The organism is Trichocoleus sp. FACHB-262 (assembly GCF_014696035.1).
Taxonomy (GTDB): Bacteria; Cyanobacteriota; Cyanobacteriia; order FACHB-46; family FACHB-46; genus Trichocoleus.
Genome location: NZ_JACJPK010000072.1, coordinates 209,068 through 235,924, shown reverse-complemented (window position 1 = coordinate 235,924; position 26,857 = coordinate 209,068). Strand labels below are relative to the sequence as shown.

Below are 26,857 nucleotides of genomic sequence, written 5' to 3'. Positions count from 1 at the left end.
AAGCTTAGTTTAGCCAAGTTTCTGGTGGGTTCCGGCTCATCCTCACCGAGTCGTGATTTCCCCTAGGCGATCGCCCGTTCTATTGGAGACAATAGAAGGTAGAGATTTTGATTCAAGTTCCCGCCTGACTTCAGGCATCTAGTTATTGCACCCCAAACCTATGAAACTCGAAGAAATTCTGCCGCAACTGCAAGCGTGGTTTCTGCCAGAGGAGCACAAAGAGCGAGACTTGCCCGGAGGCGGGCGCTGGTTTTTTGTGCCGCACCAAATTATTACGCAACGGCTCAATGCGGTCTGCCCTGGTGAATGGAGTAGTCAGTATAGCGACCCGATTACGACAGGCGACTATACCGTGATTCGCTGCGAACTTACTATCTGTGGGGTCACGCGCACTGGCATTGGCGACGACAAAACCTTTCCAGAGATGAACGATCGCGGTAAAGCCAAAATCATTGGAACACCACCTGTGCGCGCTTTTCGTAACGCCTTCAAAGATGCAGCCGAGCAGTTTGGCCTGTGTGCTTACCTCGATGAGCAAAAGGGGCGGCAAGGCAAAGAATCCTTTATCCGCTACATGCAGGGAAAAGGCGATGGCAGAGCCGCTAAGTTTGCTTTGGAGAACGGTTGGAGCGGGGAGCCTACGCCGATCGCAGACGGGCCGGTGGGCCGCGAGCGGTTGATGCAGGAAACTACTCACGAGATGAAGCGTTTGGGCTGGACTGAGCTTCAGGGCCGTAACTATCTCAAGCAGCAGTTTGCAGGTAAGGAGACTCGCTCGAAGCTGACTAACAACGAATTGAGCCAATTTCTGGCCTACCTGAAGTCCCAAGTTCCAGCAGCGATCGCTAAAACAGCGTAGCTACTCTCGGCATGGCCAGTGGCGGATCACTTCTGCCACTGACCAAGCTTGGGCGATCGCCCCTTGGGGATTGTGAGGGGCATCGCCATCAAAAATTTCGGAAATCGAACCGAGGCAAGCTTGTTGTTGCAGGTGATCAAGCAGTGGTTGCCAGTCAAAAGGTAAGGGTTCGCTGTCCTGGGTGTCGAAGAAGCGTTCCCAAGCTCGCACAAAAGGACCAATTAACCAGCTCCAAACGGTGCCTTGATGGTAAGCACAATCACGAATCGGTTGGGGTGCCACACCTCCTGGTTGACCCAGATAGTACCCCACGTAGTCAGGATCAGCGGGGTCGAGGCTGCGTAAGCCATAGGGAGTGAGTAGGCGATCGCGAGCCACTTGCAACACTTGACGGGCTTGTTCTGCTGGGAAGCCGCAGTGGTGCAGAGACAACGCCAGAACTGCATTGGGACGGATTTTGGGGTCTGGGCGATCGTCCGGTTCAATGGTGTCGTAAAAGTATTGCTGCTCGCGATTCCAAAACTGCTGCAGCGACGCTTGGACCTGATCGGCATGTTGGCGGTAGCGTCGAGCTTGGTTAACCAACGTCTCAGGATTAGTAACAGCCTCTTTATCTAAGCGTTCAGCCCACTGGCTCGCCCAGCGCAGAGCTGAGTACCACAAAGCATTGATTTCTATCGGCTTGCCCCGCCGAGGCGTAATCGGCTTACCCTCAACTACCGCATCCATCCAGGTGAGGGCCACGCCGGGAGCATCCCAGGTGACGAGGCCATCCGCGGCATCCACCCGGATGTTGTAGAGTGTACCTGCAATAAAAGCTTTGTAGATTTTTTGCACCACTGGGTATTGTTGCGCCAAGAATTCCCAGTCTGCGGTTGCTTCCAGATAGAGACCAAGAATTTCAATCCACCACAAAGCAGCATCAATGCTGTTGTAGGAAGGCTGCACACCCACGTCGGGAAAGGCGTTCGGAATCAGACCCAAGTGACAATAGTGCCCAAAAGTTTGCAGTAAGCCTTTGGCTAAGTCAAAACGTTGCGTTGCCAAGGCTAAGCCTGGTAGGGCAATCAGCGTGTCCCGTCCCCAATCGTTAAACCAGGGATATCCAGCAATCACAGTTGGGCCTGTAATCGAAGCGCGATACACCAAAAACTGGTCGCCTGCCCTGAGTAATTGATGCCATAAATGACTCGCATCGCTAGGTTTTAACTCAGGCGGTTTTTCTGGGGGAGTGGAGGTTAGAGCTTGAGCAGACGCAGGTAGAACCGCAGCAAAGTCGTGGGCCAATCGCTGTTGCTCGGCTTGAATGGCTGCTGTGAACAAGGAGTGATTGAGCAAAGGCAGCTCTGATTCTGGCCAACCGACGCTAGCCTCTAAGGTTAACTGATCACCGGGTTGCAGAACCGCAGTCAAATACCCAGGGCTGTAGAGGTCTTCGTAGTCAGCTAGTCCGCGTTGAGTTTCTGCTGGGTAGTGGTAGTTCCAGTACCAGAGGCCATCGGGTTCATAGTTGCCTTGCGTCCAGCGTAGATGCCACGGTGTGCCCACAATACCAGGACGAATCGCTTGCAATAGCAGTTGTTGCTGCCCCACAATTTGGGAAAAACGGACTTCCGGTTCGGCTCGTTGTTGGTGGTGAAAATCGCGATCGCCAATCAAAGGCCGCAATCTTAGTGTTGCTACCTCACTGCCTGCATAGCTGTATTGGATCAAAGTTTGGTGTCTAAAGCGAGATGACGGATTGCCCTGGGCAAGAGATGACGTGGAGTCGCGATCGCTTACCCAGCCATAGGGCAAGATCAATCGGCGGGTGAGTTGCCCAGGAAAGTCTCCCCAAACCCAAGTTGGAACGGGGTCCACCGTAAAAGATCGCAAAAGTCTAAAGCCCTGAGGAGCGATGGCATCGTTTAACCAATAATGCGTGCCTAAGGCAAAGACCTGTCCCGCAATCTCCAAACTTGCTTCAATGTGAGAAAGGAGGAGCGTGCGTTGGCTAGGCGGATCGAGGGCGGCAAATAGCCAACCATGATAGGTGCGGGTATGAGCATCACAAACGGTACCACTGGCAAAGCTACCTAATCCATTCGTTAGCAGCCATTCCCGTGTATCTAAATCATCCATGCTGCTTAAGTTTTTATACCTAGTGTATGGCCTTCCTGCTGAATTGTCTGCGGTCTGATGGTAAAACCCTAACCTAAACGTTCTAGACGTTGTAGAGAAATCTTGCAGCTTGCCACTTCAGCCCTAGAGAAACTACTTATGGCATTAAAATAAAAGTCGGACTCAGCACCTGGGCAAGCTTCAACTTTGAAACCCGCTACTAGATCAAAGCCATGAGAGACTTTTTGGTTAACGTATCTCGCTACCCCACCTACTTCATCAGTATTGGTTTGGGAGTCTTCCTAAATGCTGTCAGACCTTTAATCCCCCTCTTTAAGAAGCCCACTACCGCGATCGCCTTGACAGGCATCTTCGTCGCAGGCTTGGTCTTTCTCAGTCTGACGCTCCGGGCCATGCTAGGACTAAGCCCCGCTTAAGCACTTCATTTCTCTGGAGAGAGGTTGACTGCTCAACCCCTGCCTAAATTAGAAGTCTGTACCGAGCATCTGCCCTGACACGAGGCTCATGTTTCGAGTACGGACGCAGTAAAATGTACGTCTCGCTTTCGAGTTAAAGAGCAGGTTTGTTATGGCTACTAGTCGTCGCGTCTCTCGCGTTTCAGAATTAATTAAACGAGAAGTCAGCCAAATGCTCCTCTCTGGCATTAAAGATGACCGAGTGGGTACGGGCATGGTCAGCGTCACCGACGTAGACGTATCGGGCGATTTGCAGCATGCCAAAGTCTTCGTCAGCATTTATGGCAGCGATGAAGCGAGAGAGGAGACAATGGCGGGGCTGAAGTCAGCGACAGGCTATGTTCGTAGCGAACTAGGACAGCGGGTTCGGCTGCGACGCACCCCAGAAGTGATTTTTGTCGAAGATCGCTCGATTGAGCGCGGCACCCGTGTTCTCTCTCTGATTAACCAGTTGAGTCAAGACCGCAAGCCTGACGATGCAGCCGCAGAAGTTGACCAAGACGCAGACGACTGGGAGCAAGATTTGGTTGGAGCTGAGGATGAGGATGAGGATTAAAACCTTTGGTCGGATCTAGCGTGACTTCTCCATTGCCCAACTGGGAGAGCTTATCCCTGGCTGAGCAAGTGGCTCAGATGGTTGTTGTCCGAGCCTCAGGGTATTTGTTTGACCATCAAATTCAGTATCCCGTTTGGGAGCCTCCCGCTGCCACATTGCAACACTGGGTGCAAGATCTGGGTGTAGGTGGCGTGATTTTGTTAGGTGGGAGTGCCGCCGAAATTGCTCTGCGATCGCAACAACTCCAGGACTGGGCGCAAATTCCCCTCCTAATTGCCGCTGATATTGAGGAAGGGGTAGGGCAGCGCTTTTCCGGTGCCACTTGGTTTCCGCCCCCGATGGCCCTTAACGCGATCGCCCAAACTAATTTAGCCCAAGCTTTGCACTATGCCGAGGCGATGGGAGCTTACACGGCTCAAGAAGCGCTAGCGATCGGCCTTAACTGGGTGTTGGCTCCAACTGTGGATGTCAACAACAATCCTAATAACCCAGTGATCAACGTCCGGGCATTTGGGGAAACGCCCGAAACGGTATCGAAGCTGGCAACAGCGTTTATTCAAGGTGCTCAACAGCATCCCGTTCTGACGGCTGCTAAACATTTTCCAGGCCACGGCGACACTGCTACAGATTCGCACCTAGATTTGCCCGTTCTTACGCATTCTGAAAAACGTTTCGCTGAGATTGAACTGCCTCCTTTCAAGAGTGCGATCGCGGCAGGTGTCGATGCGGTAATGAGTGCTCACCTGCAAATCCCTGCGTGGGATGCCCAGTTTCCGGCGACGCTCTCCCATCGAATTCTGACTCAAGAACTGCGGCGAAACTTAGGCTTTGAGGGCTTGATTGTCACCGATGCCTTAGTCATGGGCGCGATCGCTAACCGCTATGGCGTGAATGAAGCGCCAGTGTTGGCAGTGGAAGCAGGCGCAGACATTTTGTTGATGCCGCTTGACCCCGCAGGTGCCATCAAAGCGGTATGTGAAGCCGTAGAGACAGGTCGGATTACGCCAGAACGCATTCAAGCGTCGGTAGAACGGATTTGGCGGGCCAAGTTCAAAGTTTGCTCTCCTATGCCCGAAAGCGCTGACATCACCCACGCTTGGGAAAATTTACCGCCACCGCCAATTCAGTTAGAGCAACTCTCGACGCCAGAGGCGATCGCCACCGTCAATGGCATCCTCCAGGACTCCATGCAGATGCACCTGCCTAAAGAGTCGCGTCTGAGTCAGCCCAGCGAGGGCCAGTTACGCAATGTTGTGATTGTCGATGATGCCTTAGCGTGTGAGTTTTTAGGACGATATACCCCGGCGATCGCCCTACCCCAGAACAAGGGTTATCACTTGCAATTGGTAGATAGTCATACTCCAGCGATCGCCTTTGAGTCTCAACTCACAACGCCCCAACCAACCCTGCTGCAACTATTTATTCGTGGCAACCCGTTCCGGGGCAGTGCTGGGCTGACTCAGACAGCGCAAGATTGGTTTAAATTTTTGCTGGAAACGAATCAACTCCAAGCATTGGTGATCTACGGCAGTCCTTATGCGGTGGAGAAATTTATCCCCCACCTTCCTGCCGATGTACCCTATGTCTTTACCTACGGCCAAATGCCTGCCGCCCAAGCGATCGCCCTAGACGCTTTATTCCACCCGCAAGCCTGAGGGCACCCCTCTCCTTATAGGAGAGGGGACGGAGGAGAGGTTAAGCACCCAACCAACGGGCAATATCTTTAGCGTGGTAGGTGAGGATCAGGTCAGCACCCGCACGCTTGAAGCTGGTCATGGTTTCCATCACGACTTTTTCTTCGTCGATCCAGCCATTGAGCGCTGCGGCCTTCACCATCGAGTATTCGCCGGATACGTTATAAGCTGCGACAGGCAAGTTGCTTGCTTCTTTAACGCGCCAGATGATGTCCATGTAAGCCAGCGCAGGCTTGACCATCAGCATGTCCGCGCCTTCGGCAATGTCCAGCTCAATTTCCTTGATCGCTTCACGGGCATTACCAGGGTCCATCTGGTAGGTACGGCGATCGCCAAACTGGGGTGCAGAATCAGCCGCATCCCGGAAAGGTCCGTAGTAAGCCGAGGCATACTTGGCGGCGTAAGAGAGAATCGGCAGATCTTGGAAACCCGCTTCATCTAAGCCTTGCCGAATCGCTTGCACAAAGCCATCCATCATTCCAGAAGGCGCGATGATGTCAGCACCGGCTTTAGCTTGGGAAACCGCTGTTTTCTTCAGCAGCTCTAAAGTAGGATCATTCAGCACCCGACCACTCAAATCCCCCACTTGCAAATAGCCGCAGTGACCATGAGAGGTGTACTCACACAGGCAGGTGTCAACAATGACGATCAGGTCAGGGACTGCTTCTTTTACCGCCGTTGCCGCTTTTTGGACCATGCCACACTCATGCCAAGCTCCGGTTGCATCGGTGTCTTTATCTGCGGGAATGCCGAACAGAATAATTGCGGGAATGCCCAAGTCATAGACTTCCTTAGCTTCCTCAACAATTTTGTCGATGGAGAGTTGGTAAACGCCTGGCATGGAGCGAACTTCCTGAGCGATCGCCTCTCCCGGAACGGCAAACAGCGGGTAGATCAGATCGCTGGTGGTGACAATGGTTTCACGTACCATCCGACGAAGCTGAGGATTGGCACGCAAGCGGCGAGGGCGATGGGTCGGAAACATAGCGTCTACTAAAGGTAAAAAATTTAGAAAAACCTACCTGGCTTAGCAACCTCGTAACGAAAGGTTGACTAACTCTCAAATTTCTCAACAGTTTACTAGTTTAAGGCTTGTTGCTTGCCCACTCACAACTCAGTAACTTTCTGTAAAACTCCGGATTTTAAGCAAACAAAGTAGGGGCACAGCATGCTGTGCCCCTACAATCGATTTAGCAAATCGCGATCGCCTTAGGTTATGCAGTAACTGCAACAGGAGCTTCAGCAGCAGCGGGATAAACGCTGACTTTCTTGCCGCTCTTACCTCTTCTTTCGAAGGTGACAACACCATCAACGAGAGCGAAGAGAGTGTCATCGCTGCCACGACCGACGTTGCTACCAGGGTGGAACTTGGTGCCACGCTGACGTACTAGGATGTTGCCAGCGCGAACCACTTGACCGCCGAAGCGCTTGACGCCGAGGCGTTGAGCATTCGAGTCGCGACCGTTACGAGTACTACCTGTACCTTTCTTATGAGCCATTATTCCCTCAGAGATCTCTACAAGTTTTGCAAGTTGACAACGCTGCCTGACTTGATCTTAGCCTTCGCCTGCACCTAACTCAGTGCCATTCAGGTTGATGGAATTGATCATCAAGCGGGTTAATTCTTGACGGTGACCCTGCTTCTTACGGGTTTTTTTCTTAGGCTGCATCTTGTACACGATGATTTTACGGCCTCGCAGTTGGCGCAGGATGGTACCTTGAACTGCTGCCCCTGCTACTAAAGGCTGACCAACAGAAATTTCACCGTCGTTTTGCACAAATAGCACTTTGTCAATGGTGACAGCGGCATCGACATCACCCGCAATCCGCTCTACATCATAAAAGCGACCGGGTTCTACCCGCAGTTGCTTACCACCCGTCTCAATAATTGCGTAAGCCATGAAATTCTCCTAACAGTTGCCGTACAGGTAGCTGGCTAATGCTCTTTATGAAATGCCTTGCACAATCAGCATGCCAGCTTTTTGTGATGCCTTCACCTGGTCCGAGCAGGAATAGACAGACAATTTGCCATTATGTCTAATTTAACGCCTTGCTGTCAAGGAGCGATCGCGGTTGTCGCCGTTGTTGTATCCATAAGCCCAGTCCTAAGCCGACCAGCAAAATGCTCACAAAATAGCCGAGGCCGAGGAGACGCGATCGCAACGGTGGCTCTACGCCCTCAACTTCAATCTCTTGAGCCACTTTGAAGGATGAAAACTGACGAGCCGCACCGGGTTTGGGTGTGACTTCAACTTCCACTTGATGGGGTGCGCCATCAAAAAACTGTTGTTGCCATGCAAATTCACCTTGGTTATTGGGTGTTGCTTGATGAGCAAAGGCAACCCAGCCTGCTTCTAAAGATTTGGCTTTGATGTCAAACACCACATCAGTTGCTGGTTGCCCCGTTTTCACATCGATCGCCCGTACAACCAACTCAGCAGGTTCGCCTACCGTGGCATGGTGATGCCCCAATAGCTTGACCTCTAAGCCCTGAGTTTTCAAGCTGCTAGGTAAAGCGGCGATCGCCTTATCTCCATGCTCATGTTCGTGAGAGTGCTCATGGGAGTGAGAGAGTTCAGCACTAATATTGACGACTAGCAGAGCAGCGCTCGCGACCACAATGGCTCCGCTCAGCAACAGCCGAACTCGCTGAGGGGCAATTTCTCCAGGTTGCAGTTCTTGCTTGCCGCCAATCACCCAACCGCCGCCGAAACCTACTGCCACCAAAATCACGGCTAGGATGGCGAAGTTGCGATATTTAATTGAATTTTCGGCGACGGACAAAGTTAAGGTTTGCTGGAAAGGTGCAAAGGCATTAGCAACGGTTGGTGTAACTTCAACTTGGAGTTGGTAGTCACCGCGAATCGGGAGCATTTGCTGAAATTGCAGTTGACCGTTAGCGGCGATCGCCGCCAAATCCAGTAGCTTGGTGCCCTCAACGATGGGAAAGTCGGTGGGCAACCAAGGATTCGTAGGCGGAGTTAGCAGTTTGACATGAATGTTGGCATTTTGCAGTGGCTTCCCGGTTGCCTCCAGCGCTTGTAGCGTCATTTGCACTGGATTTTGGGGCTGCGCGGCATCGGCCTCAAAGGGTAGTAACTGACTGGTAGATGGTTCAGTTGCCAGCTTCACCGATGGCTGTGGGAGTTGCGATCGCCCAACTGCACCATAGCTTAAAGCTCCTAGCAGCCCTAATAAGCTGAGGAGCGAAACGAGTTTAATTTTTGCCATTATGACTTAGAACCTTTGAGGATGCTGACGAGTAAGAATTCTGACGGAGCGCGAAATTCTAGTGGCAGCTAACACTCAAGGTATGGTGGCGTAGCGAGTGCATTTGATTGTGGGCGGCAGGATAGCTTGAGAAATAAACCGTCCAGAGCGTCAACGCACACAAGGAAGTAAATAAGGTGGCTTGCACAGGCACCGAAAGCGTCCAGCGGACAGCCTGTTGCTGTAGAGAGCCAGAAGTCAGGGATGCAGTTCTCATGGTGTACCTCGCACTTTAGAGCTATAGAACTTCCCACCGGCGGGCATCCTGGCTAGGAAATTTTTACTTAGCTGAGCAAAAAATTCCTTCACAGTTGCGGGACAGCGTCGGATTTGCACCGAACTTTCCCCGTTACCTCTAGTGACTGTTCCTCACTAGAACCGCATGAGTAGGGCAATCATATCACTGTTTATTGACATAAAGGTTTTTGCCGCAAAACTGCAACCCCAGATTTTGGTTCCTAGCGCAGCATTTCTTCTAAGGCATGCTGGCTCCATAGAGTTTGGTATAGTCCAGGCTGCTTGAGCAGTTGATCATGGGTGCCCATTTGGACAATGTGACCGTGATCCATGACAAAAATGCGATCGGCTGTGGCGGCAGCAGCGAGTTGGTGAGAGATAAACAGCACCGTTTTACGTTGTGTACCTTCCGACAAATTTTTCAGAATTTGGGTGGCGGTTTGGTTGTCCACGCTAGAGAGGGCGTCGTCCAAAATCAAAATGGGCGCATCAACCAATAAAGCTCTGCCTAGGGCGCTGCGCTGGCGTTGCCCACCAGACAACGTAATCCCTCGTTCACCTACCACTGTTTCGTACTGGTGTGGGAAATTGAGAATTTCTTGGTGAATTTGAGCTTGTTTGGACGCGTACTCTACCTCTGGCTGTTCTGCTAGAGGGTCGCCGTAGCGGATATTGTTCTTGACTGTGGTGCTGAAGAGGAAGCTGTCTTGGGGCACATACGCGATCGCAGACCGCAAATCTTGTAAGCGCAACTGAGTGATGTCGTAGTCATCGACAAACAATTGCTCCGGTGCAATATCTAGCAGTCGGGGGATTGCATTTGCCAAGGTGGACTTACCTGACCCAATTGGCCCTACGATCGCGACGGTTTCTCCCGGTTCGATTGTGAAGCTGACATTTTGCAGCGCTGGTATGACGGCGCCAGGATAGGTAAAGCTGAGATCGCGGGCTGTAAGACGACCTTTGACCTCTGCCAAAGCTAACGGCACTACATCGGGTTCATTTTTGATTTTCGGTTCCACCGTCAAGATCGACTCGACGCGATCGATACTAACTTCACCCCGTTGATAGGCTGTAATCGTGAAGCCGAGTAGTGCGGTCGGGAAGATCAGGCGTTCGACGTACAGGAGCAAGGCGATAAAGTCACCTACACTAAGCGCTCCCGTGGCGATCGCTCTGGCCCCCTGCCACAACAGCACCAAAATGCTGAGGCTGGCAATGCCGATCAGCAGCGGAAACAAGGTATTACGGGTTCTAGCTAGCTTTAGGTTGGCCTTGAGCAGTTGCTGATTCAGTTGTCGGAAGGCTCGCCGCTCGTTTTCCTCTTGAGCGTAGATCTTGATCAGGGCGATGCCGCTCATGTCTTCTTGAATCAGATCGCTCATTTTAGACAGTTCTTCTTGCACCTCTAGCTGCTCATTGCGGAGGCGATCGCTAAACAAACGCACCAACATCAACATGAATGGGTAAGGTGCGATCGCCAATAAGCTCAGCTTCCAGTCAATCGTCAGCATGACGGGCAAGGTCAAAGTATAGGCAAAGACGGTATTTGCCAAACTGAGCACAGCAAACCCCACCAACCGCCGAATATTGTCTACATCACTTGTCGCGCGGCTAATGAGATCCCCAGCGGTGTTGAGTGAGAAGTAAAACGGCTCTAGGGTTAGCAAGTGATTGAAGATCTTCTGCTTCAGGTCAAATTCCACCTGCCTCCCAGTGCCAAAGAGCAAAATCCGAGAGGCCATGCGAATTCCCCACATGACCGACGCTAGCGCCAAAATCAGCCCTACATAGTACAAAACTTGGTCGAAGCTGAAGGTGACTTGAAGGTCGTCAACAGCGTCGCGGATGACCAGCGGGATATAAACCCCAACTAAATTGACGATCAGCAGCGATAAAACGCCTAAAACAGTAGTTTTCCAGTGGGGTTGTAAGTAAGCCGCAAGTTTCCGTAGCTGAGAGCGAGCCATGAGCAAAAATCCAGCAACCTTTTGATCATCCTAAACGAATTACCTCAGCAGCAGGCAACCCCTCTGCGAGCCGAGCTAAATGCCCAAAGGTGCGAGCCAGCCGCGTAAGAAGTAATAAACCGAGAGCAAATATTCCTCAATCACGCGAGTCGTGACTACCAGAGTGTCCGCGCTGGGGACAAAGTCGGCAATCCGTAATCTGCGCCTGAGACTGCCACCCGACTCAAAGGTATAAAAATTTGTGGGTCGGGGAATAACTCGGATTCCTACCCTGGCAAAGGTTAAAGCGGCTCGCCTAGTATTCGTGGCAGAGGAAACTAAGATCACGCGATCGCCCAAACGCCGCTCCATTAAGATTCGTCCTACGGCGACAGCGCTGGTACGGACATCCACGCCAGTCGGTTCCACCACAATGTCGTCCCTAGCCACTCCCATATTGATTAGCAAGGTCTCAATGTCCCTCGCTTCCACGATTTCCTCAGGCTTGCCTTGCAAATCGCCCCTAGGGCCTGCACTAACGATCACCAAAGGCCGATTCCCTAGACGTAGTTGGTCTTGATACAGTTGGGCGGCGTAAATAATGCGATCGCCCGTATCCGTCAGTTGAATCTGTCGCCGATAGGGTAGATTCGCCTGCGTGGTTCCCCATCCCAACACCACGATCGCTGCCGCTGTTTGTCCTTCTGGAGGGGTCAGCGTTGTCGGGCACTGGAGGTCACAAAGTTCCCGCCGTTGCTGATCGAACTGAATGGCGGCCTGCTCGGTTTTTTGGGCCAGCGCATAGGCCACAAAGGGAGTACTAGAAATTAGCAAAATCAACAGGGCAGCGATCACCAAAGTACCCCCCGGCTTTTTCAGCCCGCCTTTGTCCATCTTGGCGGCAGCAGCAGCTAGCAGCAACAACGATAAGCCAAGGGGCTTGAAGGGCAGCGATAACACGCTCCAAACTGTGGAGACGACTCGGCTGGTTGGCGTTAGGAAGGCCAGAATGATGAATAACACCATCACAAAGGCACCGAGCCAAGTGTAGTACTCCTTCGGAATCAGCTTCTGTAGGACGTACCAGATAATTATGCCGACTAGCAGCCACAGCAGAACTAAGGTTAATAGTTCAAACATTGCGGCACTTCCTCACATCACCAACTAGGGAGTTTTGCTTTACTGGCGGTACTAATGACATCGCTCGGTATGTCAGTTCTTGTCTGAGCCCATTGATTTGCATTTGTGAATGTTCAAGCAACTCTCCCGTAGTTGCGCTAACGCTAGCATGAAGTGAGGACAACAAAGCATCATCAATCTGTTTTCCAGCCCGCTATTTGTGACTCTGAGGCTCCATTGCCCCGCTACAAAAAACCACCCTGCCGTTTTAAGGACAGAGTGGTGGAACTAGAGCATGCTGTCTTTTTTCAGCCTTGAAAGTGAGGCGATCGCGGCTGAGTTCGTGGGTTAGTAGGCCCCAGTTTTGGCAAAAATCACAAATACGGTTTTGAAGATGATTGTCAAATCGTACAGAGGGGTCCAATGGGTTTGGTAGCGCAAATCTAGCTCAACAATCTTCTCGAAGTCCTTGACTGAAGAACGACCATTCACTTGCCATTCTCCCGTAATACCGGGCTTGACACACAAGCGCTGCCAATGGTGCTCATCATAGTGAACGACTTCGTCACCAGTTGGGGGGCGAGTGCCGACCAAACTCATTTCCCCGCTCAGCACATTCCAGAATTGGGGAAATTCATCAAGGCTAGTGCGTCTCAAAAAACGACCGACTTGAGTGACGCGAGGATCTTCGCGGTTCTTGAAGATTAAGCCTTGGGCTTCGTTGGGAATCAGAGCCTTAAGAGCTTCAGCATTTTCCACCATAGAGCGGAATTTGCGGATCTCAAAAGGTCGACCATGTAGGCCGTAACGCTTTTGCTTATAGAAAATTGGGCCAGGGCTATCTAGCTTGATCGCGATCGCCACAGGGACGAACACGAGCGCCAGAATCAATAGGCCGATTACACTGCCGAAAATGTCAAGCAACCGTTTCGCTACAGAGCAGGTTGATGGATGAGGAACCTGAAAGACAGATTCCGGTACAGTGAAGGGGCTAGATATCGGAGACAATACAGAATGCGTCGTCATGACAAGCCTGTCACTATAGGACCGTAGAAGCACGTACGCACCACTAATATATAGACGGGACTCGATTAACAGTGATAGCCCTCTCCACAAGGCTTGTCCAAATCTTCATTGCCTGGTTCATAACCCTGCGGTTTTATAAAGATTCGATGAAGCTGCTTTGGAATTTCAGCCTAACGCGTGTAAGCAGCATTGCTGATAGTTGAAACCCTAAGTTAGCTGCTTGACCAGCCTGTCTTGATCTTCTAGATTTTGAATCCCTCAATTTGGTGGCCTCAAACAGCCGAAGCTCGGCGATCTCTACCCAAAAGATTTACCTAACACAAGACTTAAATTCGACTCGTTTGAGCTTACCCCTTCCTTCTGAGTCAGCCATCATGGACCTGCGTAAAACTTTTATCGAGCCAAATACCTTCAGGTCACTATGCTGAGCTAATGCAATTTGTGTTGGCTATCAAGTGAGGGCCGCTCAGGGATTAAATTGAGTAGATTTGCAAACCTGGCGGGTTAATCCGGAGAAGATGCTACAACAGATGATTATTCATGTCTTAGCTGAGTCAAATCATCGGTACTAGCTTGATACCTTTGTACGCTGGAATATGGCTGTACAGCCCGAAAAGCTAGCTTCAGAGAGCAGTGATGCCTTGACAACTAACAGCTAAGAGTTTACGACTTTAGGGTGCAAACGCTAACTCAGGCCTAGGAAACTAGGTTTTGGCTCAAACTGCAATCTGATGATAAGGACTCTGAGGCGTGGAAGTAAGAGTAAGCCGCTTAGAATCGATTATTCAGCAAATTGGTGAAGCTGTACTAGTGACCACCGAGACCATTGACCGCTTGGCGGAGCGTGTAGATGCTTTAGCAGTTCAGGTACAACAACAATCTCAACAGGTGCAGCAACAGGGATACCAAATCTTTGCTTTGAGCGATGCTGTGCAGACGTTGGCTGAAACTCAAAACCATTCCCTGGAGCGATTGAATCACCTTACTGAGGCATTGGAACGTTTGGTTATTTCGATTGATGACAGCAGCGATAATAGTGACTATTAGGCTACTATCAGCCGCTCTCGGAGCTACTGCCTGCGGCTAGTCATCCTCATTTGGGATTGCTATAGTCATCCAAAGCAATCACGAAACCTGGTTGTCTGGTACGGAGTCTGGTACAGGTTTCGAGGTGTAAACCAACACTAATGGCAGACATAAAGTTAACGATGCCCCGACACTTGAGCTTAAGTAACGTAAATTTACGTATTAGTAAGCGATATTTTTACCCATGTGGGTGAGGGCCAAGCGGAAGGGTTGGCCACAAACTCTATAGGTAGGGACTAAAAGGATCGCAACTCCAATGAGACTGGCAGACAAACTGGCAAACGACTGGCGATCGCAACTTGAAACAGACTGCTCAGAGCAATCTGTGGCGCATCGGGAAAGTATTATCCGTTGGCTGATGGGAGAGGATTTAGCGCGTTTTGACACGTTAACTTCTGACCAACTCGCGATTGTTCAGCAAGCAATGGATTATCGCTATCGCATTTTGCAGCAGCGCTATCTGGGTGTAGGGCCAGAGCGGGCTTACCGTAAGCTCATTCAGCGCCTTAGTAGCTTATTTCTCATTCGTAACAAGATTAAGACTTGGGTCGCACTCAGCCGCGATCGCCAACGCTCTGTCGTCGATGTGTTGCAGGAAGTGATTCAGGAACTGTTGCAAAGTGATGGCTACATGCAACAGCAAGTCACTTGGATTGCTCAATGCACCTCAGACTCCCGGATGCGGAATAACTTGCTCTTAGCCAGTGTTGAGGAGTACTGCCTCCGACCCATCCGCAATCAACCGTTGCTCGTCTATCGCTTTGTTAACTACTTGCGTCGCTCTCAACGCGGTGGCATGACTCAAGTTCCCAGTGGCGATTTAGTGCGGCTAGTTTCGGAAGAAATCACCCCCGATGAAGCCGAAAACCCCGTCAGCTTGCTCGACAATCAGGCAGTCACCCAATACCAAGACGAGCAAGCCTGGGAAGAGCAGCAAATGGCCCGCACTGCGGTGAAGCAGTCTTTTGAGCAATACTTGGCGGAAAAAGTAGAACCAGATGCAGCCCGTTGGCTACAGCTTTATCTCCAAGGCCACTCGCAAGAAGCGATCGCTCGAACCCTAGATTTGCCGATCAAGCAAGTTTATCGATTGCGAGAGAAAATCAGTTATCACGCCATCCGGGTTTTCGCGCTGAAAAATGAACCGGAATTAGTGGCGAATTGGCTAGAGACTTCGCTGCAAGAACACAGCCTGGGTTTAACGCCGGAGCAGTGGCAGCAATATGTCGATAAACTCACTCCAGAGCAACGCCAACTGTTGGACCGTCTTCGGGAAGGCTGCACCCTAGAAGCGATCGCAGGTGACTTGAACTTGAAGACCAATCAAGTCATGGGGGAATGGAGCAAGCTTTATCTGGCGGCTCAAGAACTCCGTAGTGCCTCTTGAAATAACTGCGGTAACTGCTGAAGTTCTTTACACAATCTGGTTGAATCTGCTGAGCTTAATCCGGGATTTTAATGACTGGCCCGATTAGGATAGTAGGTAATCAAGTTTAATGAGTTTCTATGGCGTCTCCCTTAGGCGATCGCGGCGGGCGTCAGGACACCAGCCCTGGTAATCATCCCTCTCTATCGTCAACTCAAAGCGACGGTATGGCTTGGCTGGACTCCGCGCAAATGTTTCAGTTGATTGATAGCCTGCTCCCTTTTGAGGCTTGTCTCTATCACCAAGTGCTGCCTTTATCCGTAGAAGGGAGCCGCATGAACTTAGGCATGGTGAATTTAGAGGATACAGCCGCTTTAGACTATGTCCGCAGGATTTTAGCTTATATCAACTGCTCATTGGTCCCTCGCTCCATCTCCTCAGAAACTCATCAGAAAATGCTCTCTGCTTATCTCAGCCACGCAGACCAGCAGAAGCAGAAGTCGCAGAAAGCGGCTCCTAGGCTCGCTCAACCTTCTACGCCTAGCTCCACCTCCAAACCTCGCCCCACCGATCCGTCAGAGCGCAACAACCAACCAACCCTAGTGGTGGACAGCCCCGAAAGGCTAGATATTCCTGGACTCAAAACAGACGAAACTGAGTTCATGGCACCAGCCGTCACATCTCCTAGCCCTAGCAAACCTGCGTCTACCAAACCAGTCGCTAATTCTACCAAGCCGAGCCCTGCCTCAGAGATTTCTGCGCCTCCAGAGGTGCCTCCAACGTCTGCTGTTCCAGCGCTGCCAGTCTTAGACGTGCACCCACAACATTTATCTAGCTCGATTGAGGTACTCACCGCCCTGCCGCCCAAGAATTTGCTGGATGAACTGCTAGGGCGAGTTTTGGTGGGTGGAATTGGTCGGCTTTATTTTGAGCGACAGCAACATCAGGGACGGATTCTGTGGAGCCAAAATGGGGTTCTGCAATCCGTTTTGGAAAATTTGCCTGCTGCTGTCTTCCAAGGCGTGATCAACGAACTAAAGCGGCTGACAAACCTGCCCATGATTCCTGTCGAGAAGCCGAGGCAGGAAGAAGTCGAGCGCCTGTATCAACAGTCTCGTCTCCTGTTACGGTTTCGGGTCATGCCTGGTACCTATGGAGAAGAAGCCACACTACAGGTTTTACGAGGGGCAGCCTTAAAGTTTTATCAGCAGCAGCAATTAGCTAACCTCAGCCGAGATGCTTTGGGTATTGCTCAGCAATTGCAGCGCAAGTTGGATGAAATTCGCGATCGCACCCAAACGGATTTGAGCTTGAATGGTACGCCCCTAGACGCTTTGCCTGCTCTGAATCAGCTTCTACAAAGTGTCGATCAGCAACTCAAGAATTTGAATGCCTTCCAAGCAGCTAATGCTGTGGACGAGTCAGAAGAAGACGCTTAATAACGCTGGGTTAGAAGTAGTCCCAGCAGAAGGGAGGCGTGCATTGCCAAGCGGCATCCAACTTTTGCAGCAAAGCGCGATCGCCCTCGTACTCAATTTCTCGCGTCCAAACCATTTCAGTCGCCCGTCGCAAGCCACAAAACAACTCTGTCAGGTGCTCCACAGAGGTTTTCAACACCGCTGGCACAGGCTGAGCTACGGGATGCATGCGTTCTGCCGTAAAGTTGGCGGTGATCGTCTGGTCGCCCAGGATTGGATCGCTGACTTGGAAAGTCAAGATAAAGGGAGAACCCTGCTTGACTGGGCGGAGCCGAAAAGCGGTGGTTAGATCCACCAAGCGCCACATAAAACCCCCGCCAATCTCGCCAAAGCGATGGGTAAAGCCATAGAGGCGGGGAGCTTGGTTCACCTCTAAAACTCGGTGCTGTTCCCGCACTAAATAGGGAAACGGGTCTTCTGGGTAAGTGTTCCAAACTACGGTGTGCACTTGGTCCCGCAACGCTGAGAGAAAACCTAAAATGCCGCGGTAAGCATCAGCGTTTAGCGCCACCCATTCTTGCACCACCACAGAGAGCGTACCGGGAAGAGAATCCACAGCCGCATATTGCAGAATGATGTAGCCGAGCAGCTTGCCTGCTTCTTGATAACAGTAGATTTCTTTTCCGGGTTCTGGCTTTAGGCGAGGTTGCCACTGTAGCTCTTGCCGCTGCAACCACCCATTCCGCCGCAAAGCTGAGCGTTGATATGCGTCTTGCAGGGCTGGTTGATGGTGTTTCGGGTCGTAGGGCACCATACCAAACCGCTCTGGATACAGCGGTAGATGCTTTGCCGCCACGGTATATTGGTGCAGCCGCCCCACCCAAGCCCAGCCTAGCTGCCGATAGAAACCGTGCTGAAAGGGGTAAAGCATCGCTAGGGGTATTTGCTGCGATCGCCATTCTTGTACCCCTTGCTCCAACATAAACCGCGCAATTCGCTGGCCCCGTCGCTCTGGAGCTACCGCCACCCCAGCTACTCCCGCTGTGGTAAACCCTTGCCCTTCCAGCACGACGCTGAGGTCAAGCTGAGCATAGGTTGCAACGGCCTGCCCATTTAAGTCATCCACGGCAAGCATGTGCTGGCGACCCGGTAGGTTCAGCCCTTGACCATACCAATCGCGTTCAATCTCGGCAGGCGATCGCAAGGGCGCAAAGGCTAAACGGTCTAAGTTGACGACTTGAGGTAGGTCGGTTTCTTCGGCTTGCCGCAGCGTAATTCCGGTCAGGTTTGTGGTCATGACTCAGCCAGTCTGAAGGCTACATCCCTAGGTTATCTTTCCAACCAAGAAATTTGCCCATAACGTAAGCTTTCTCTCAGGAAATGTAACTAGAGAAGTGGTGAGAGGCCTGAGAAAAGGGGCGATCGCTTTCACCATTTACTTACTAAGACAAAGAGCGATCACCTCGTTAGAAGTAGATCTAGGAAGTGCTATATCTATTCAAATTCAAACGCTTTACAGATACTTTCTGTCTATCTTACTCACTTGGGGATGAAATAGAATTAAACGCTAAATTATAAGCACTCAAGCAAATATCTACATTCTTTAGACCTCTGTTTCGTAGGCAATGATATTACCATCATCATCGGAGGTTATGACGTGTAATTCACAACCTTCAAGAGGTCTAGGAGCAAGAGGGTATCGGTTCTTGGTTTTATACTGTTTAGAACCAATATCATCTGTGTAAAATTCGTGTATCCAATTGTCTACAGCTGTGGCAAGGCTCTCTATTGACTCCCGGTATAACTCTTGCCTGGATGCTCTCTTGAAAAACTTTACAGAAGCTCTTTCATCAACCTGAGCAAATGAAACATGGGCATCCATGTCTGGGGCCATTACTACTATGAAAATTCCATCTAATATTCTTGCTGCTTTTTCTCTGGCTCGATTGTACGTGGGATACATCTTAGGATGATAAGGCTTATCTATTTTAGGGCGATAGCAAAATATTTCAAATCCAGAACCAATCATTGCAGGGTGAATCCTATCCAACTTAAGATCTGTCAGCATTTCTTTTAATCTTGAATCCTTAAAGTTTATTAACTCAACATAATTATTTTCCTTGGTTTCAAAATTAACTTCATGAATCCGAATCATTGTGATTGATTGCCCTCGCCAAACGATCAGCCCTATTTCATCACTCCTAATAATCTCACCAACAAATAGACAAAGGTTTTTAATAAACCCTTGAACAGGATCGGATTTTATTATTTCGCTGAAAGCCCATTTAATATCAGTTACTTTTATTATCTTAGTCATATTGAAGGTCGACCCGTGAAAATTCTAGTTTTCCTGAAAAATGCCAGAGGTTTAAATAAGCAATTTAGATCGCTGTTGTAAACTTAGAAATATACGTGAGGATAAACTAAAGAAGAGTTTTTGTATGACCTCATGTCTTCACAGATTCCCCCTAAACCGTCTTTACCTAGAATGCAACTGACGCCACGCGAAAAGGCCGAGAAAGCTCTGGCAGTAATCTTTGAGCCTATTGATGTTATTGGCAAGGCTGTGATGGGGGACTTATGGAAAACTTTTTGTGAATCTATACGAGATGCGATTGCACTTAGTTTGCTACTCCAGGTTCCGAGCTTAATTGGACAATGGATATTACGCAAGGAGTTTTCAGGGTTTGATGTTTGTATGATAGAAAACGCATGGGGAGTGAATCGCTATGCATGTTTCATTATTGTGGCTTCAGATTTTTGTTTGTGGATCGTTCTAGCAGGTCGAATCCTCAGTCGCTTTCTGACAGACCTTAACCAACTTCTTGTTAAGAAGGGAGGTAAGTATGCGAACAAGCCCTAACATACTAACGGCTTTAAAGCTTCAATCATTGATCAAGCAGATATTAATTGTTCTCTTAGGATTTATATTGCTATTACTAGTGACCAAGGGTTATCCACCATCCTCTTGGCTAGCTATATATGTTTTCTCTAGCATTTTGTTTGTTGCTTTGGACGAGTATAGGACAAGCTTTTACTCCCCAGAAATCAACGAGGATCTTTCTGAGTCAATTAAGGAATCAGCTCAAAATACTCAAACTCTAACCCATAAAGACGTTCATCTAGAGATACTCCAACGAGGCACTTGGGCATGGAATACTTGGAGACAAGAATCAACTCTAGAAATTAATCTAAGTGGAACTAACCTACGTAGAACTGATCTTACCGAAGTGGATTTTTCTGATACTAATCTAAGTGGAGCTAATCTACGGGAAACCAATCTTACCAGAGCAAATCTTCAGTATGCAGATCTTCGAGACTCATACCTTAGTAGAGCTAACTTATGCGAGGCTAACCTTGCTGGTGCCAACCTCAGCAGAGCTAATCTCAGCGAGGCTAATTTTAGCAGAGCTAATCTCAACGAGGCTGTTCTTAGCAGAGCACATCTAGGTGGAGCAAATTTTAGTAATGCTGACCTGAAGGAAGTTAACTTCAGCAGATCTCACCTTAGTGAAGTGAACTTTAGTAAAGCTAATCTGAGCGAATCTAATTTTTTATTGGCTGACCTTAGCGGAGCTAATTTAATGGGGGCTGACCTTAGCGGAGCTAATTTAATGGGGGCTGACCTTAGCGGAGCTAGTCTTCAAGAAGCTAATCTTAACGGGGCTAATCTTTATAGAGCTGACCTTTGTGGCAGTAATCTTCTAAATACCATTTTCAGCTATGCCAATCTTACGGGCGCTGATCTGAGCGAAGCTGAACTTACTTTTATGGTTGTAGAAGGAGCAATCTTTGGAAATAACCGTGGCTTAAGGGAAGAAGATAAGGCAAACTTATGTGCCCGTGGAGCTATCTTTCGGGACTCACCAGACTCAGATGTTCCGATTTTAATAGAACGTTAATACATGAAACCACAAGACTGATTTATTCAAAAGATCAAAAAAAGGAGAAGAGTTTTGAATTAGCTCTCCTCCTTTCCTTGATTTATTAAAGTTGCCGAGCTTTAAACGATCGCTGCCGCGGATTGAGGCCAACGATTCACAGCGTTACCCACTACTGCTAGCTCTTTCATCAATTGGTCAAAGCGATCGGGTGTGAGAGATTGAGGGCCATCCGAGAGGGCTTTCTTGGGATTGGGATGGACTTCGATCATCAGTGAGTCAGTGCCACCTGCGATCGCCGCCATTGCCATTGAAGGGACGTACTCGGCTCGGCCTGTCCCGTGGCTGGGGTCAATCATGATCGGTAGGTGAGTGAGCGATCGCAACACAGGCAGCACCGAGAGATCCAAGGTATTCCGGGCATATTGGCGATCGAACGTGCGAATGCCGCGCTCACACAGAATTACATTTGGGTTGCCTGCTGCCAAGATGTACTCGGCTGCCATCAACCATTCTTCGATCGTGGCAGACATGCCCCGCTTCAGCAGCACGGGCTTATCTTGAGCCCCCACTTTCTTTAAGAGCGAGAAGTTTTGCATGTTGCGGGCACCCACTTGCACCACATCTGCCACTTCGGCAATCTTGTCCAAATCAGCCGCGTCCATGACTTCGGTGATGATTCCCAAGCCACTGGCATCACGAGCTGCGGTCAGCAGATTCAGAGCGCTTTCCCCGTGACCCTGGAAGGCATAGGGTGAAGTCCGAGGTTTGTAGGCACCGCCTCGTAGAAAATGTGCGCCTGCCGCTTTCACCCGCCGCGCCGTTTCCACAATCATTTCTTCGTTTTCAACTGAGCAAGGGCCAGCCACAACCACGACCGGGTGATGCTCACCAAAATGGACGGGACCATTCGGTGTAGAAACGACAACATCGCTCGCTTCTCCGTGGCGGTACTCGCGGCTAGCTCGCTTAAACGGTTGCTCAACTCGTAAAACTTGTTCGATCCAAGGGCTAATTTCTTGGATTTGTAATGGGTCTAAGTCAACTGTTTCACCCACTAGACCCACGACAACTTTGTGTTTCCCAACGATCTTTTCTGGTGTCAGACCCCAAGTTGTGAGTTCTTGGGTAATACGAGCAACCTCGGCTTCCGGCGAGCCGCTCTTCATAACCACAATCATGCTGAAGTCCTCATGCTTAGAAGAGAGCGATTAGACTTGACGAACTATCCTATGTTTCAGGATAGCGATAACCGAATGGCTTGTGGGTCTGACTGGATTGAATTAAGCGATCGCCAAGAAAAATTCGCCTCGAAAAACTCAAGGCGAATCTTTTTGCTGTTTCGCAGAGCGCCACGCTCCGGTCATGCGGCCCCAGTTGATAGCAAACTCTGAGGCTCCTAGTAAGCTACCTGGTGCTTCTTCGTCCCAAGAGGCTGAGAGTACCCCATAGGTCAGTCCCAAAACTCCTAGACCAAAAAAGCCCATGCTCACTAGTACAACGACTACGTTGGGCAGTTTGATCCAGTCGTGGCTGACAACCCAATAAGCCGCAAAAAATGTAGCCATCCCTAAACTCGTAGGGATGCCACAGAAAAAAGCCATCCGACGAGCCATACGCTTGCTGACTACATCCGGAATCGCCATTTCCTGCTGAGAGGATTTTTGCGTACTGGCCTTAGGTTGGCTCTCTTGCTTCAAAACTGGTTGAGGTTTAGAGCTTTCTGTTTTGACAGCTTTTTTACGATTTTTAGTAGGTTCAAAAGGTAGGCGTGCTCGATCGTCAGATTCAGGAGCCATAACCGCTTACCCTCTAACCGCGAATGCCTAGCCGACCGATCAAAGCTCTATAACGTCCCTGATCTTGTTTCAGGATGTAAGCGAGCAACTGCTTACGATGACCAATCATTTTCAAGAGACCACGACGAGAGGCGTGGTCTTTTTTGTTGGTCTTCAGGTGGTCACTCAGTTTGTTGATCCGCTCTGTGAGCATGGCAACTTGGACATCAGCAGAACCAGTGTCAGTCTCGTGAACCTGGTAGTCAGAAATGATTTCGTGCTTACGCTCTTGCAGCAGGGCCATGGATGCAGTTACTTCCTAATCATAAGTTCAGCAGTCTACCATCCTACCACAAGGATGCTGGACTCCAAGAGTAAAACTGCTAAGGAGCACAGAATATAATAAAACCCGAACTTCTCCCCAAACCCCTCTCCCAAGAGGAGAGGAGCTTTGAACAAAACCTTAGGATTGCCAAACGAAGACTTGAGCTTCGTAGCTACCCAAATCAACGATGAGGTTGTGGTCGCCCGACTCTACATCGTAGTCTCTGGTCCACTCATGCCAAGTGCCATCGGCTGGGAAGTTGGGCACCTGATAACCTGCCAAAAATTGGTCAGAGAAGTTGGCAACAACAGCCACTCTAGAACCTTCATCATTCCAGCGGGTATAGGCTAGAACTTTGGCTTCTGGGTTCTCGTGGAAGAAATCGACATTTTCGGTATACAGGGCGTGATTGCTCTTGCGGAGTTGAATCAAGCCTTTGTAGTAATCCCACAAGCTGCGATTCAAGTCATTTCCTAGCAAGGGCCATTCGATCTTGGCTTGGTCAACAGTTTTGTATTTGTACTCACCAAACTCTTCACCCATCCAAACCAGTGGCACGCCCATTGCCGTCATCAGCAGCACTGCCCCTAGTTTGGCGCGCTTGAAGGCTTCTTCATCGAAAATTTCGCGATCGCCCAGCTCGGCCAGGATGTGGTTGTGGTCGTGGTTGGTGAGGTAATTGACGATGTTGGTAGCTCCCATGAAGCCTTGCCGTCTAGCGTCAATTACATCTTTGAGCCTCTCTAGGTCAAAGGTGTCGCCACAAATATGCTCTAAAACGCAGTGATAGAAACTATCGTGCCAGCAGCCATCCATCGGGCCATCGATGTTGGTGATGCTGGGGTTTTCTGGAATATGCTCGGCAATGTTGTAAAACGGTTTGCTACCTGCGGCTTGTTTCGCCTCTTGCACCAGCCAATGCATAAAGTCGTAGTTGGCGATTTGGCGGGCGGCATCGTAGCGAACGCCATCAATATGGTATTCCTGTGTCCAGAAGCGAACAGTATCACCCGCAAACCGCCGAGCGGGATAGGTGTCTAGGTTTTCGTCGTAGTGCTCGTAGTTAAATTCTGGTCCCCAGTTGTTGTCGGGGTCACGGGGTTCGTGGTGATACCAATAGTCGTGATCGATTTGAGTCAGGGGGCTTTCAGCTTCGGAGTGGTTATAGATCCCATCCATGATCACGCGAATGCCACGGCCATGACATTCATCGATCAGGCGCTTTAGCTCCTCGGTGGTGCCATAACTAGATTCTGTCGCGAAGAAATAACGGGGGTTGTAGCCCCAGCTATGGTCACCTGGATACTCTTTGACAGGCATCAATTCGATCGCGTTAATGCCTAGATCGCACAGGTAGTCTAACTTCTCAATCACGTGCTTGTATTTGCCACGAGCGTGGGGATCGTCTTCACCACCAGAAAAGTCGCCCACGTGCATTTCGTAAATGACTAGTTCATGGTCGGGCGGCAAGGGTTTGTCGTCATGTTGCCACACATAAGTATCGACAATTCTTTCCCCATCTTTGATCCGCACCACACCGTTTTGAGTGGGGTTATCAATATCGGTAGCGTAAGGGTCATTGACATCTACCCACTGGTCGGGTTCAAAAAACCAGCTTTTTGATTGCACCCGAAATTTATATTGATAAACTCCATCTTTTAGTTCAACTTTGGTGCGGAAAAAACCATCTTTGTCTTTTTGCATGGGGATCTCTTTCCAATCGGAAAAAGACCCGACTAAAGCAGCACCTTCGTTATAGGGAGCGAATAAATTAAATTCAATAGGGCTTGACATAAAACTTTTGAAAGCAGTTGAGTTGAATCTAGGACGATTCTCTGATTTCTTTCTGAATTAAATCATCCCGCTAGGGTAAGGACAATCACAGGTCTGCTTGACTTTGATTTATGTCTTTAGGATGGGAGCGATCGCAATCTGATGAAAATTGAGGCATGAGAACAAACCGGGCACCTCTTGTGGGTGCCCCTACAAGCAACAGGCGTGGTTGGTTTCAGGAAATAGGCGAATTAAAGCAGCTTTTAAGGCTGGTAGATAAATACTTTCGCTGCAAAATCTTTGAGTTCAGTAGTGAGGCAAGCATTTTCTACTTGGTATTGGCGATCGCTTAACCATTCATACCAATTGCCATCTTCTGGAAAATCGGGAATTTGATATTCTGGGAAGGATTGATCAGAAAAATTAGCGACAACCACGACTCTAGAACCCATGTCATTCCAGCGCACGTAAGCTAATATTTGATTCTCGATATGTTCGTAGAAGAAATTAACATTTCTAGTTTGTAGCGCTGGAATCTTTTTCCGTAGAGCAATGAGCTTTTGATAGTACTTGAGTAAGTCTTGGTTAAAGTTTTGTTCTAGTAAATGCCACTGCAATTTGTTTGGCTGAGTGGTCGTTTCAGTTTTGCGCTTGTACTCACCAAACTCGTCGCCCATCCAAATCATCGGCAGACCCATTGCGGTCATCAGCAAGACTGCGCCTAACCTGGCCCGTTGGAAGGCCGCTTCGTCAAAAATGCCGCGATCGCCCAACTCAGTTAGAGTGCGTTCGCGATCGTGGCTGGCGAGATAATTCACGACAGAAGTGGCACCCGCAAAACCTTGGAACTTACCATCCAAGGCTTCTTTCAATTTGGCTAAATCAAACCTATCGCTGCAAATATGCTCGATCGCAAAGATACGGAAGCTTTCGTGCCAGCAGCCTTCAAATGGGCCATCCGGTTCTGTGACGCAAATGGCCTCTGGAATATGCTCAGCAATGTTGTAAAAAGGTTTGTTGCCTGCGGCTTTCGTGGCTTCCTGGGTTAGCCAGAACAAAAAGTCGTAGTTCCCCAACTGGCGAATCGCATCGTAGCGAATGCCGTCAATGTGGTACTCCTGCACCCAATAGCGCACGACATCGCCAATAAACTTCCAGGCTGGTTTGATGTCCAGGGTTTCATCGTAGCCATCGTAGTTAAACTCTGGCCCCCAGAAGTTGTCTGGGTCATCTGGATAGTGCATGTCGTGGTAGTACCAGTAGTCGCGATCGATCTTGAGGAGCGGGCTTTCCCCGTCTGAGTGGTTATAGATGCCATCGATCAAGACCCGAATGCCGCGCGCATGGCACTCATCAATAAATTTTTTCAAGTCTTCTGGATTACCGTAGCTGGACTCAGGGGCGAAGAAATAACGCACCAAGTAGCCCCAGCGGTAATTTCCGGTGTACTCCGTCACAGGCATAAGTTCGATCGCGTTGATGCCTAGCTCAACCAAGTAGTCTAGTTTGGCGATCGCAGCGAGAAAATACTGCCCCAACGTCACCCCTTCAATTTCACCGACGAAATCTGCAATGTGCATCTCATAAATGACAAGTTCTTCGTTGGCAGGTAAGGGTTTATCATCGTGCTGCCATTCGTAGAAGGTGCTGACCTTTTCCCCATCTTTGACGCGCATCATGCCATTTTGAGTATTGAGGTCGATTTCGGTGGCGTAGGGATCGTTCACATCGAGCCACTGACCGTGCAAGTACTCAGTCTTGGACAGCACCCGAAATTTGTATTGATAAACTCCGTCTTCCAAGTCTACAGAGGCCCGATAGTAGCCATCTTCTCCCTTAGTCATCGACGTCTCCTGCCAGTCTGAGAACGATCCGATGAGTGCCACTTTCTCAACGCGGGGAGCAAATAAGCTGAACTCAATAGGGCTTACCATAGCTATCCTT

25 protein-coding genes and 1 riboswitch are annotated in these 26,857 nt (G+C 49.8%); of the genes, 9 read left to right on the top strand and 16 right to left on the bottom strand.

Annotated features, from left to right (window positions below):
* Nucleotides 1–160 precede the first annotated feature (160 nt).
* Nucleotides 161–859 carry a hypothetical protein gene (locus H6F68_RS14340; RefSeq protein ID WP_190559925.1) on the top strand — a complete coding sequence of 233 codons (699 nt, stop codon included), beginning with the start codon at nucleotides 161–163 and terminating at the stop codon, nucleotides 857–859.
* On the opposite strand, the gene H6F68_RS14335 is transcribed toward H6F68_RS14340, so the two are convergent.
* Nucleotides 860–2,980: an amylo-alpha-1,6-glucosidase gene (locus H6F68_RS14335; RefSeq protein ID WP_190559924.1), complete on the bottom strand. Its 2,121-nt coding sequence runs from the start codon at nucleotides 2,978–2,980 to the stop codon at nucleotides 860–862. It abuts the gene before it with no gap.
* 212 nt (nucleotides 2,981–3,192) lie between these two features.
* On the opposite strand from H6F68_RS14335, the gene H6F68_RS14330 reads away from it, so the two are divergent.
* From H6F68_RS14330 to H6F68_RS14320, 3 genes are all read left to right on the top strand, one after another.
* Nucleotides 3,193–3,396 (top strand): DUF751 family protein, encoded by a 204-nt coding sequence (locus tag H6F68_RS14330; RefSeq protein ID WP_190434895.1) that lies wholly within the window; start codon nucleotides 3,193–3,195, stop codon nucleotides 3,394–3,396.
* Nucleotides 3,397–3,547: 151 nt separating this feature from the next.
* Entirely contained in the window at nucleotides 3,548–3,991 is a 444-nt protein-coding gene (gene rbfA, locus H6F68_RS14325; protein ID WP_190559923.1) for a 30S ribosome-binding factor RbfA, read from the top strand.
* Nucleotides 3,992–4,011: 20 nt separating this feature from the next.
* Nucleotides 4,012–5,646, top strand: coding sequence for a glycoside hydrolase family 3 N-terminal domain-containing protein (locus tag H6F68_RS14320; RefSeq protein WP_190559922.1), 1,635 nt, complete (start codon nucleotides 4,012–4,014; stop codon nucleotides 5,644–5,646).
* A gap of 40 nt (nucleotides 5,647–5,686) precedes the next feature.
* Here the strand turns inward: H6F68_RS14320 and hemB are convergent, their stop codons facing one another.
* From hemB to H6F68_RS14280, 8 genes are all read right to left on the bottom strand, one after another.
* Nucleotides 5,687–6,670: a porphobilinogen synthase gene (gene hemB, locus H6F68_RS14315; RefSeq protein ID WP_190553583.1), complete on the bottom strand. Its 984-nt coding sequence runs from the start codon at nucleotides 6,668–6,670 to the stop codon at nucleotides 5,687–5,689.
* A gap of 229 nt (nucleotides 6,671–6,899) precedes the next feature.
* On the bottom strand, nucleotides 6,900–7,184 hold the full coding sequence (gene rpmA, locus H6F68_RS14310) for a 50S ribosomal protein L27 (RefSeq protein WP_190559921.1): 285 nt from the start codon (nucleotides 7,182–7,184) through the stop codon (nucleotides 6,900–6,902).
* Between the two features lie 57 nt (nucleotides 7,185–7,241).
* Nucleotides 7,242–7,586 (bottom strand): 50S ribosomal protein L21, encoded by a 345-nt coding sequence (gene rplU / locus H6F68_RS14305; RefSeq protein ID WP_190434884.1) that lies wholly within the window; start codon nucleotides 7,584–7,586, stop codon nucleotides 7,242–7,244.
* 136 nt (nucleotides 7,587–7,722) lie between these two features.
* Complete coding sequence (locus H6F68_RS14300; RefSeq protein WP_190559920.1) at nucleotides 7,723–8,916, bottom strand: hypothetical protein; 1,194 nt, start codon at nucleotides 8,914–8,916, stop codon at nucleotides 7,723–7,725.
* Between the two features lie 58 nt (nucleotides 8,917–8,974).
* On the bottom strand, nucleotides 8,975–9,172 hold the full coding sequence (locus H6F68_RS14295) for a CbtB-domain containing protein (RefSeq protein ID WP_190434878.1): 198 nt from the start codon (nucleotides 9,170–9,172) through the stop codon (nucleotides 8,975–8,977).
* 20 nt (nucleotides 9,173–9,192) lie between these two features.
* A riboswitch (cobalamin riboswitch) is annotated at nucleotides 9,193–9,353 on the bottom strand.
* A gap of 60 nt (nucleotides 9,354–9,413) precedes the next feature.
* On the bottom strand, nucleotides 9,414–11,162 hold the full coding sequence (locus H6F68_RS14290; protein WP_190559919.1) for an ABC transporter ATP-binding protein: 1,749 nt from the start codon (nucleotides 11,160–11,162) through the stop codon (nucleotides 9,414–9,416).
* Between the two features lie 75 nt (nucleotides 11,163–11,237).
* Nucleotides 11,238–12,281 (bottom strand): YdcF family protein, encoded by a 1,044-nt coding sequence (locus H6F68_RS14285; protein WP_190553579.1) that lies wholly within the window; start codon nucleotides 12,279–12,281, stop codon nucleotides 11,238–11,240.
* A 327-nt stretch (nucleotides 12,282–12,608) separates the two neighbouring features.
* Nucleotides 12,609–13,286 carry a sugar transferase gene (locus H6F68_RS14280; protein WP_190434869.1) on the bottom strand — a complete coding sequence of 226 codons (678 nt, stop codon included), beginning with the start codon at nucleotides 13,284–13,286 and terminating at the stop codon, nucleotides 12,609–12,611.
* 750 nt (nucleotides 13,287–14,036) lie between these two features.
* On the opposite strand from H6F68_RS14280, the gene H6F68_RS14275 reads away from it, so the two are divergent.
* The 3 genes from H6F68_RS14275 (at nucleotide 14,037) to H6F68_RS14265 (ending at nucleotide 17,177) form a co-directional block, all read left to right on the top strand.
* Nucleotides 14,037–14,333 carry a hypothetical protein gene (locus H6F68_RS14275; protein WP_190434866.1) on the top strand — a complete coding sequence of 99 codons (297 nt, stop codon included), beginning with the start codon at nucleotides 14,037–14,039 and terminating at the stop codon, nucleotides 14,331–14,333.
* 295 nt (nucleotides 14,334–14,628) lie between these two features.
* Nucleotides 14,629–15,759 (top strand): HetZ-related protein 2, encoded by a 1,131-nt coding sequence (locus tag H6F68_RS14270; RefSeq protein ID WP_190559918.1) that lies wholly within the window; start codon nucleotides 14,629–14,631, stop codon nucleotides 15,757–15,759.
* A gap of 119 nt (nucleotides 15,760–15,878) precedes the next feature.
* Nucleotides 15,879–17,177 (top strand): hypothetical protein, encoded by a 1,299-nt coding sequence (locus H6F68_RS14265; RefSeq protein ID WP_199300082.1) that lies wholly within the window; start codon nucleotides 15,879–15,881, stop codon nucleotides 17,175–17,177.
* Nucleotides 17,178–17,187: 10 nt separating this feature from the next.
* Here H6F68_RS14265 and eis read toward each other — a convergent pair whose 3' ends face one another.
* Complete coding sequence (gene eis, locus H6F68_RS14260; protein ID WP_190559917.1) at nucleotides 17,188–18,453, bottom strand: enhanced intracellular survival protein Eis; 1,266 nt, start codon at nucleotides 18,451–18,453, stop codon at nucleotides 17,188–17,190.
* 306 nt (nucleotides 18,454–18,759) lie between these two features.
* Nucleotides 18,760–19,473 (bottom strand): hypothetical protein, encoded by a 714-nt coding sequence (locus H6F68_RS14255; RefSeq protein WP_190559916.1) that lies wholly within the window; start codon nucleotides 19,471–19,473, stop codon nucleotides 18,760–18,762.
* A 132-nt stretch (nucleotides 19,474–19,605) separates the two neighbouring features.
* Here H6F68_RS14255 and H6F68_RS14250 point away from each other — a divergent pair, with 132 nt between their 5' ends.
* Together H6F68_RS14250 and H6F68_RS14245 are read left to right on the top strand one after the other, a co-directional pair.
* Nucleotides 19,606–20,019, top strand: a complete 414-nt coding sequence (locus tag H6F68_RS14250) for a hypothetical protein (RefSeq protein WP_190559915.1) — start codon at nucleotides 19,606–19,608, stop codon at nucleotides 20,017–20,019.
* Complete coding sequence (locus H6F68_RS14245) at nucleotides 20,003–21,058, top strand: pentapeptide repeat-containing protein (RefSeq protein ID WP_190559914.1); 1,056 nt, start codon at nucleotides 20,003–20,005, stop codon at nucleotides 21,056–21,058. The genes H6F68_RS14250 and H6F68_RS14245 overlap by 17 nt, the downstream gene beginning before the upstream one ends.
* Before the next feature lie 101 nt (nucleotides 21,059–21,159).
* On the opposite strand, the gene aroF is transcribed toward H6F68_RS14245, so the two are convergent.
* The 5 genes from aroF to H6F68_RS14220 all read right to left on the bottom strand — a co-directional run bounded on the left by aroF (nucleotide 21,160) and on the right by H6F68_RS14220 (nucleotide 26,847).
* Nucleotides 21,160–22,218, bottom strand: coding sequence for a 3-deoxy-7-phosphoheptulonate synthase (aroF, locus tag H6F68_RS14240; RefSeq protein ID WP_190559913.1), 1,059 nt, complete (start codon nucleotides 22,216–22,218; stop codon nucleotides 21,160–21,162).
* Between the two features lie 138 nt (nucleotides 22,219–22,356).
* A complete protein-coding gene (locus H6F68_RS14235; RefSeq protein ID WP_190559912.1) occupies nucleotides 22,357–22,836 on the bottom strand; it encodes a PAM68 family protein in 480 nt (159 codons plus the stop codon).
* A gap of 13 nt (nucleotides 22,837–22,849) precedes the next feature.
* A complete protein-coding gene (gene rpsO / locus H6F68_RS14230) occupies nucleotides 22,850–23,119 on the bottom strand; it encodes a 30S ribosomal protein S15 (RefSeq protein ID WP_190434841.1) in 270 nt (89 codons plus the stop codon).
* Nucleotides 23,120–23,278: 159 nt separating this feature from the next.
* On the bottom strand, nucleotides 23,279–24,934 hold the full coding sequence (locus H6F68_RS14225) for an alpha-amylase family glycosyl hydrolase (RefSeq protein WP_190559911.1): 1,656 nt from the start codon (nucleotides 24,932–24,934) through the stop codon (nucleotides 23,279–23,281).
* Nucleotides 24,935–25,176: 242 nt separating this feature from the next.
* Nucleotides 25,177–26,847: an alpha-amylase family glycosyl hydrolase gene (locus H6F68_RS14220; RefSeq protein ID WP_190559910.1), complete on the bottom strand. Its 1,671-nt coding sequence runs from the start codon at nucleotides 26,845–26,847 to the stop codon at nucleotides 25,177–25,179.
* Nucleotides 26,848–26,857 lie beyond the last annotated feature (10 nt).

Coding starts and splice junctions, on each gene's coding strand:
- H6F68_RS14340 (WP_190559925.1), top strand. CDS start 161: ATGAAACTCGAAGAAATTCTGCCGCAACTGCAAGCGTGGTTTCTGCCA.
- H6F68_RS14335 (WP_190559924.1), bottom strand. CDS start 2,980: ATGGATGATTTAGATACACGGGAATGGCTGCTAACGAATGGATTAGGT.
- H6F68_RS14330 (WP_190434895.1), top strand. CDS start 3,193: ATGAGAGACTTTTTGGTTAACGTATCTCGCTACCCCACCTACTTCATC.
- rbfA (WP_190559923.1), top strand. CDS start 3,548: ATGGCTACTAGTCGTCGCGTCTCTCGCGTTTCAGAATTAATTAAACGA.
- hemB (WP_190553583.1), bottom strand. CDS start 6,670: ATGTTTCCGACCCATCGCCCTCGCCGCTTGCGTGCCAATCCTCAGCTT.
- rpmA (WP_190559921.1), bottom strand. CDS start 7,184: ATGGCTCATAAGAAAGGTACAGGTAGTACTCGTAACGGTCGCGACTCG.
- rplU (WP_190434884.1), bottom strand. CDS start 7,586: ATGGCTTACGCAATTATTGAGACGGGTGGTAAGCAACTGCGGGTAGAA.
- H6F68_RS14300 (WP_190559920.1), bottom strand. CDS start 8,916: ATGGCAAAAATTAAACTCGTTTCGCTCCTCAGCTTATTAGGGCTGCTA.
- H6F68_RS14295 (WP_190434878.1), bottom strand. CDS start 9,172: ATGAGAACTGCATCCCTGACTTCTGGCTCTCTACAGCAACAGGCTGTC.
- H6F68_RS14290 (WP_190559919.1), bottom strand. CDS start 11,162: ATGGCTCGCTCTCAGCTACGGAAACTTGCGGCTTACTTACAACCCCAC.
- H6F68_RS14285 (WP_190553579.1), bottom strand. CDS start 12,281: ATGTTTGAACTATTAACCTTAGTTCTGCTGTGGCTGCTAGTCGGCATA.
- H6F68_RS14280 (WP_190434869.1), bottom strand. CDS start 13,286: ATGACGACGCATTCTGTATTGTCTCCGATATCTAGCCCCTTCACTGTA.
- H6F68_RS14270 (WP_190559918.1), top strand. CDS start 14,629: ATGAGACTGGCAGACAAACTGGCAAACGACTGGCGATCGCAACTTGAA.
- H6F68_RS14265 (WP_199300082.1), top strand. CDS start 15,879: ATGGCGTCTCCCTTAGGCGATCGCGGCGGGCGTCAGGACACCAGCCCT.
- eis (WP_190559917.1), bottom strand. CDS start 18,453: ATGACCACAAACCTGACCGGAATTACGCTGCGGCAAGCCGAAGAAACC.
- H6F68_RS14255 (WP_190559916.1), bottom strand. CDS start 19,473: ATGACTAAGATAATAAAAGTAACTGATATTAAATGGGCTTTCAGCGAA.
- H6F68_RS14250 (WP_190559915.1), top strand. CDS start 19,606: ATGTCTTCACAGATTCCCCCTAAACCGTCTTTACCTAGAATGCAACTG.
- H6F68_RS14245 (WP_190559914.1), top strand. CDS start 20,003: ATGCGAACAAGCCCTAACATACTAACGGCTTTAAAGCTTCAATCATTG.
- aroF (WP_190559913.1), bottom strand. CDS start 22,218: ATGATTGTGGTTATGAAGAGCGGCTCGCCGGAAGCCGAGGTTGCTCGT.
- H6F68_RS14235 (WP_190559912.1), bottom strand. CDS start 22,836: ATGGCTCCTGAATCTGACGATCGAGCACGCCTACCTTTTGAACCTACT.
- rpsO (WP_190434841.1), bottom strand. CDS start 23,119: ATGGCCCTGCTGCAAGAGCGTAAGCACGAAATCATTTCTGACTACCAG.
- H6F68_RS14225 (WP_190559911.1), bottom strand. CDS start 24,934: ATGTCAAGCCCTATTGAATTTAATTTATTCGCTCCCTATAACGAAGGT.
- H6F68_RS14220 (WP_190559910.1), bottom strand. CDS start 26,847: ATGGTAAGCCCTATTGAGTTCAGCTTATTTGCTCCCCGCGTTGAGAAA.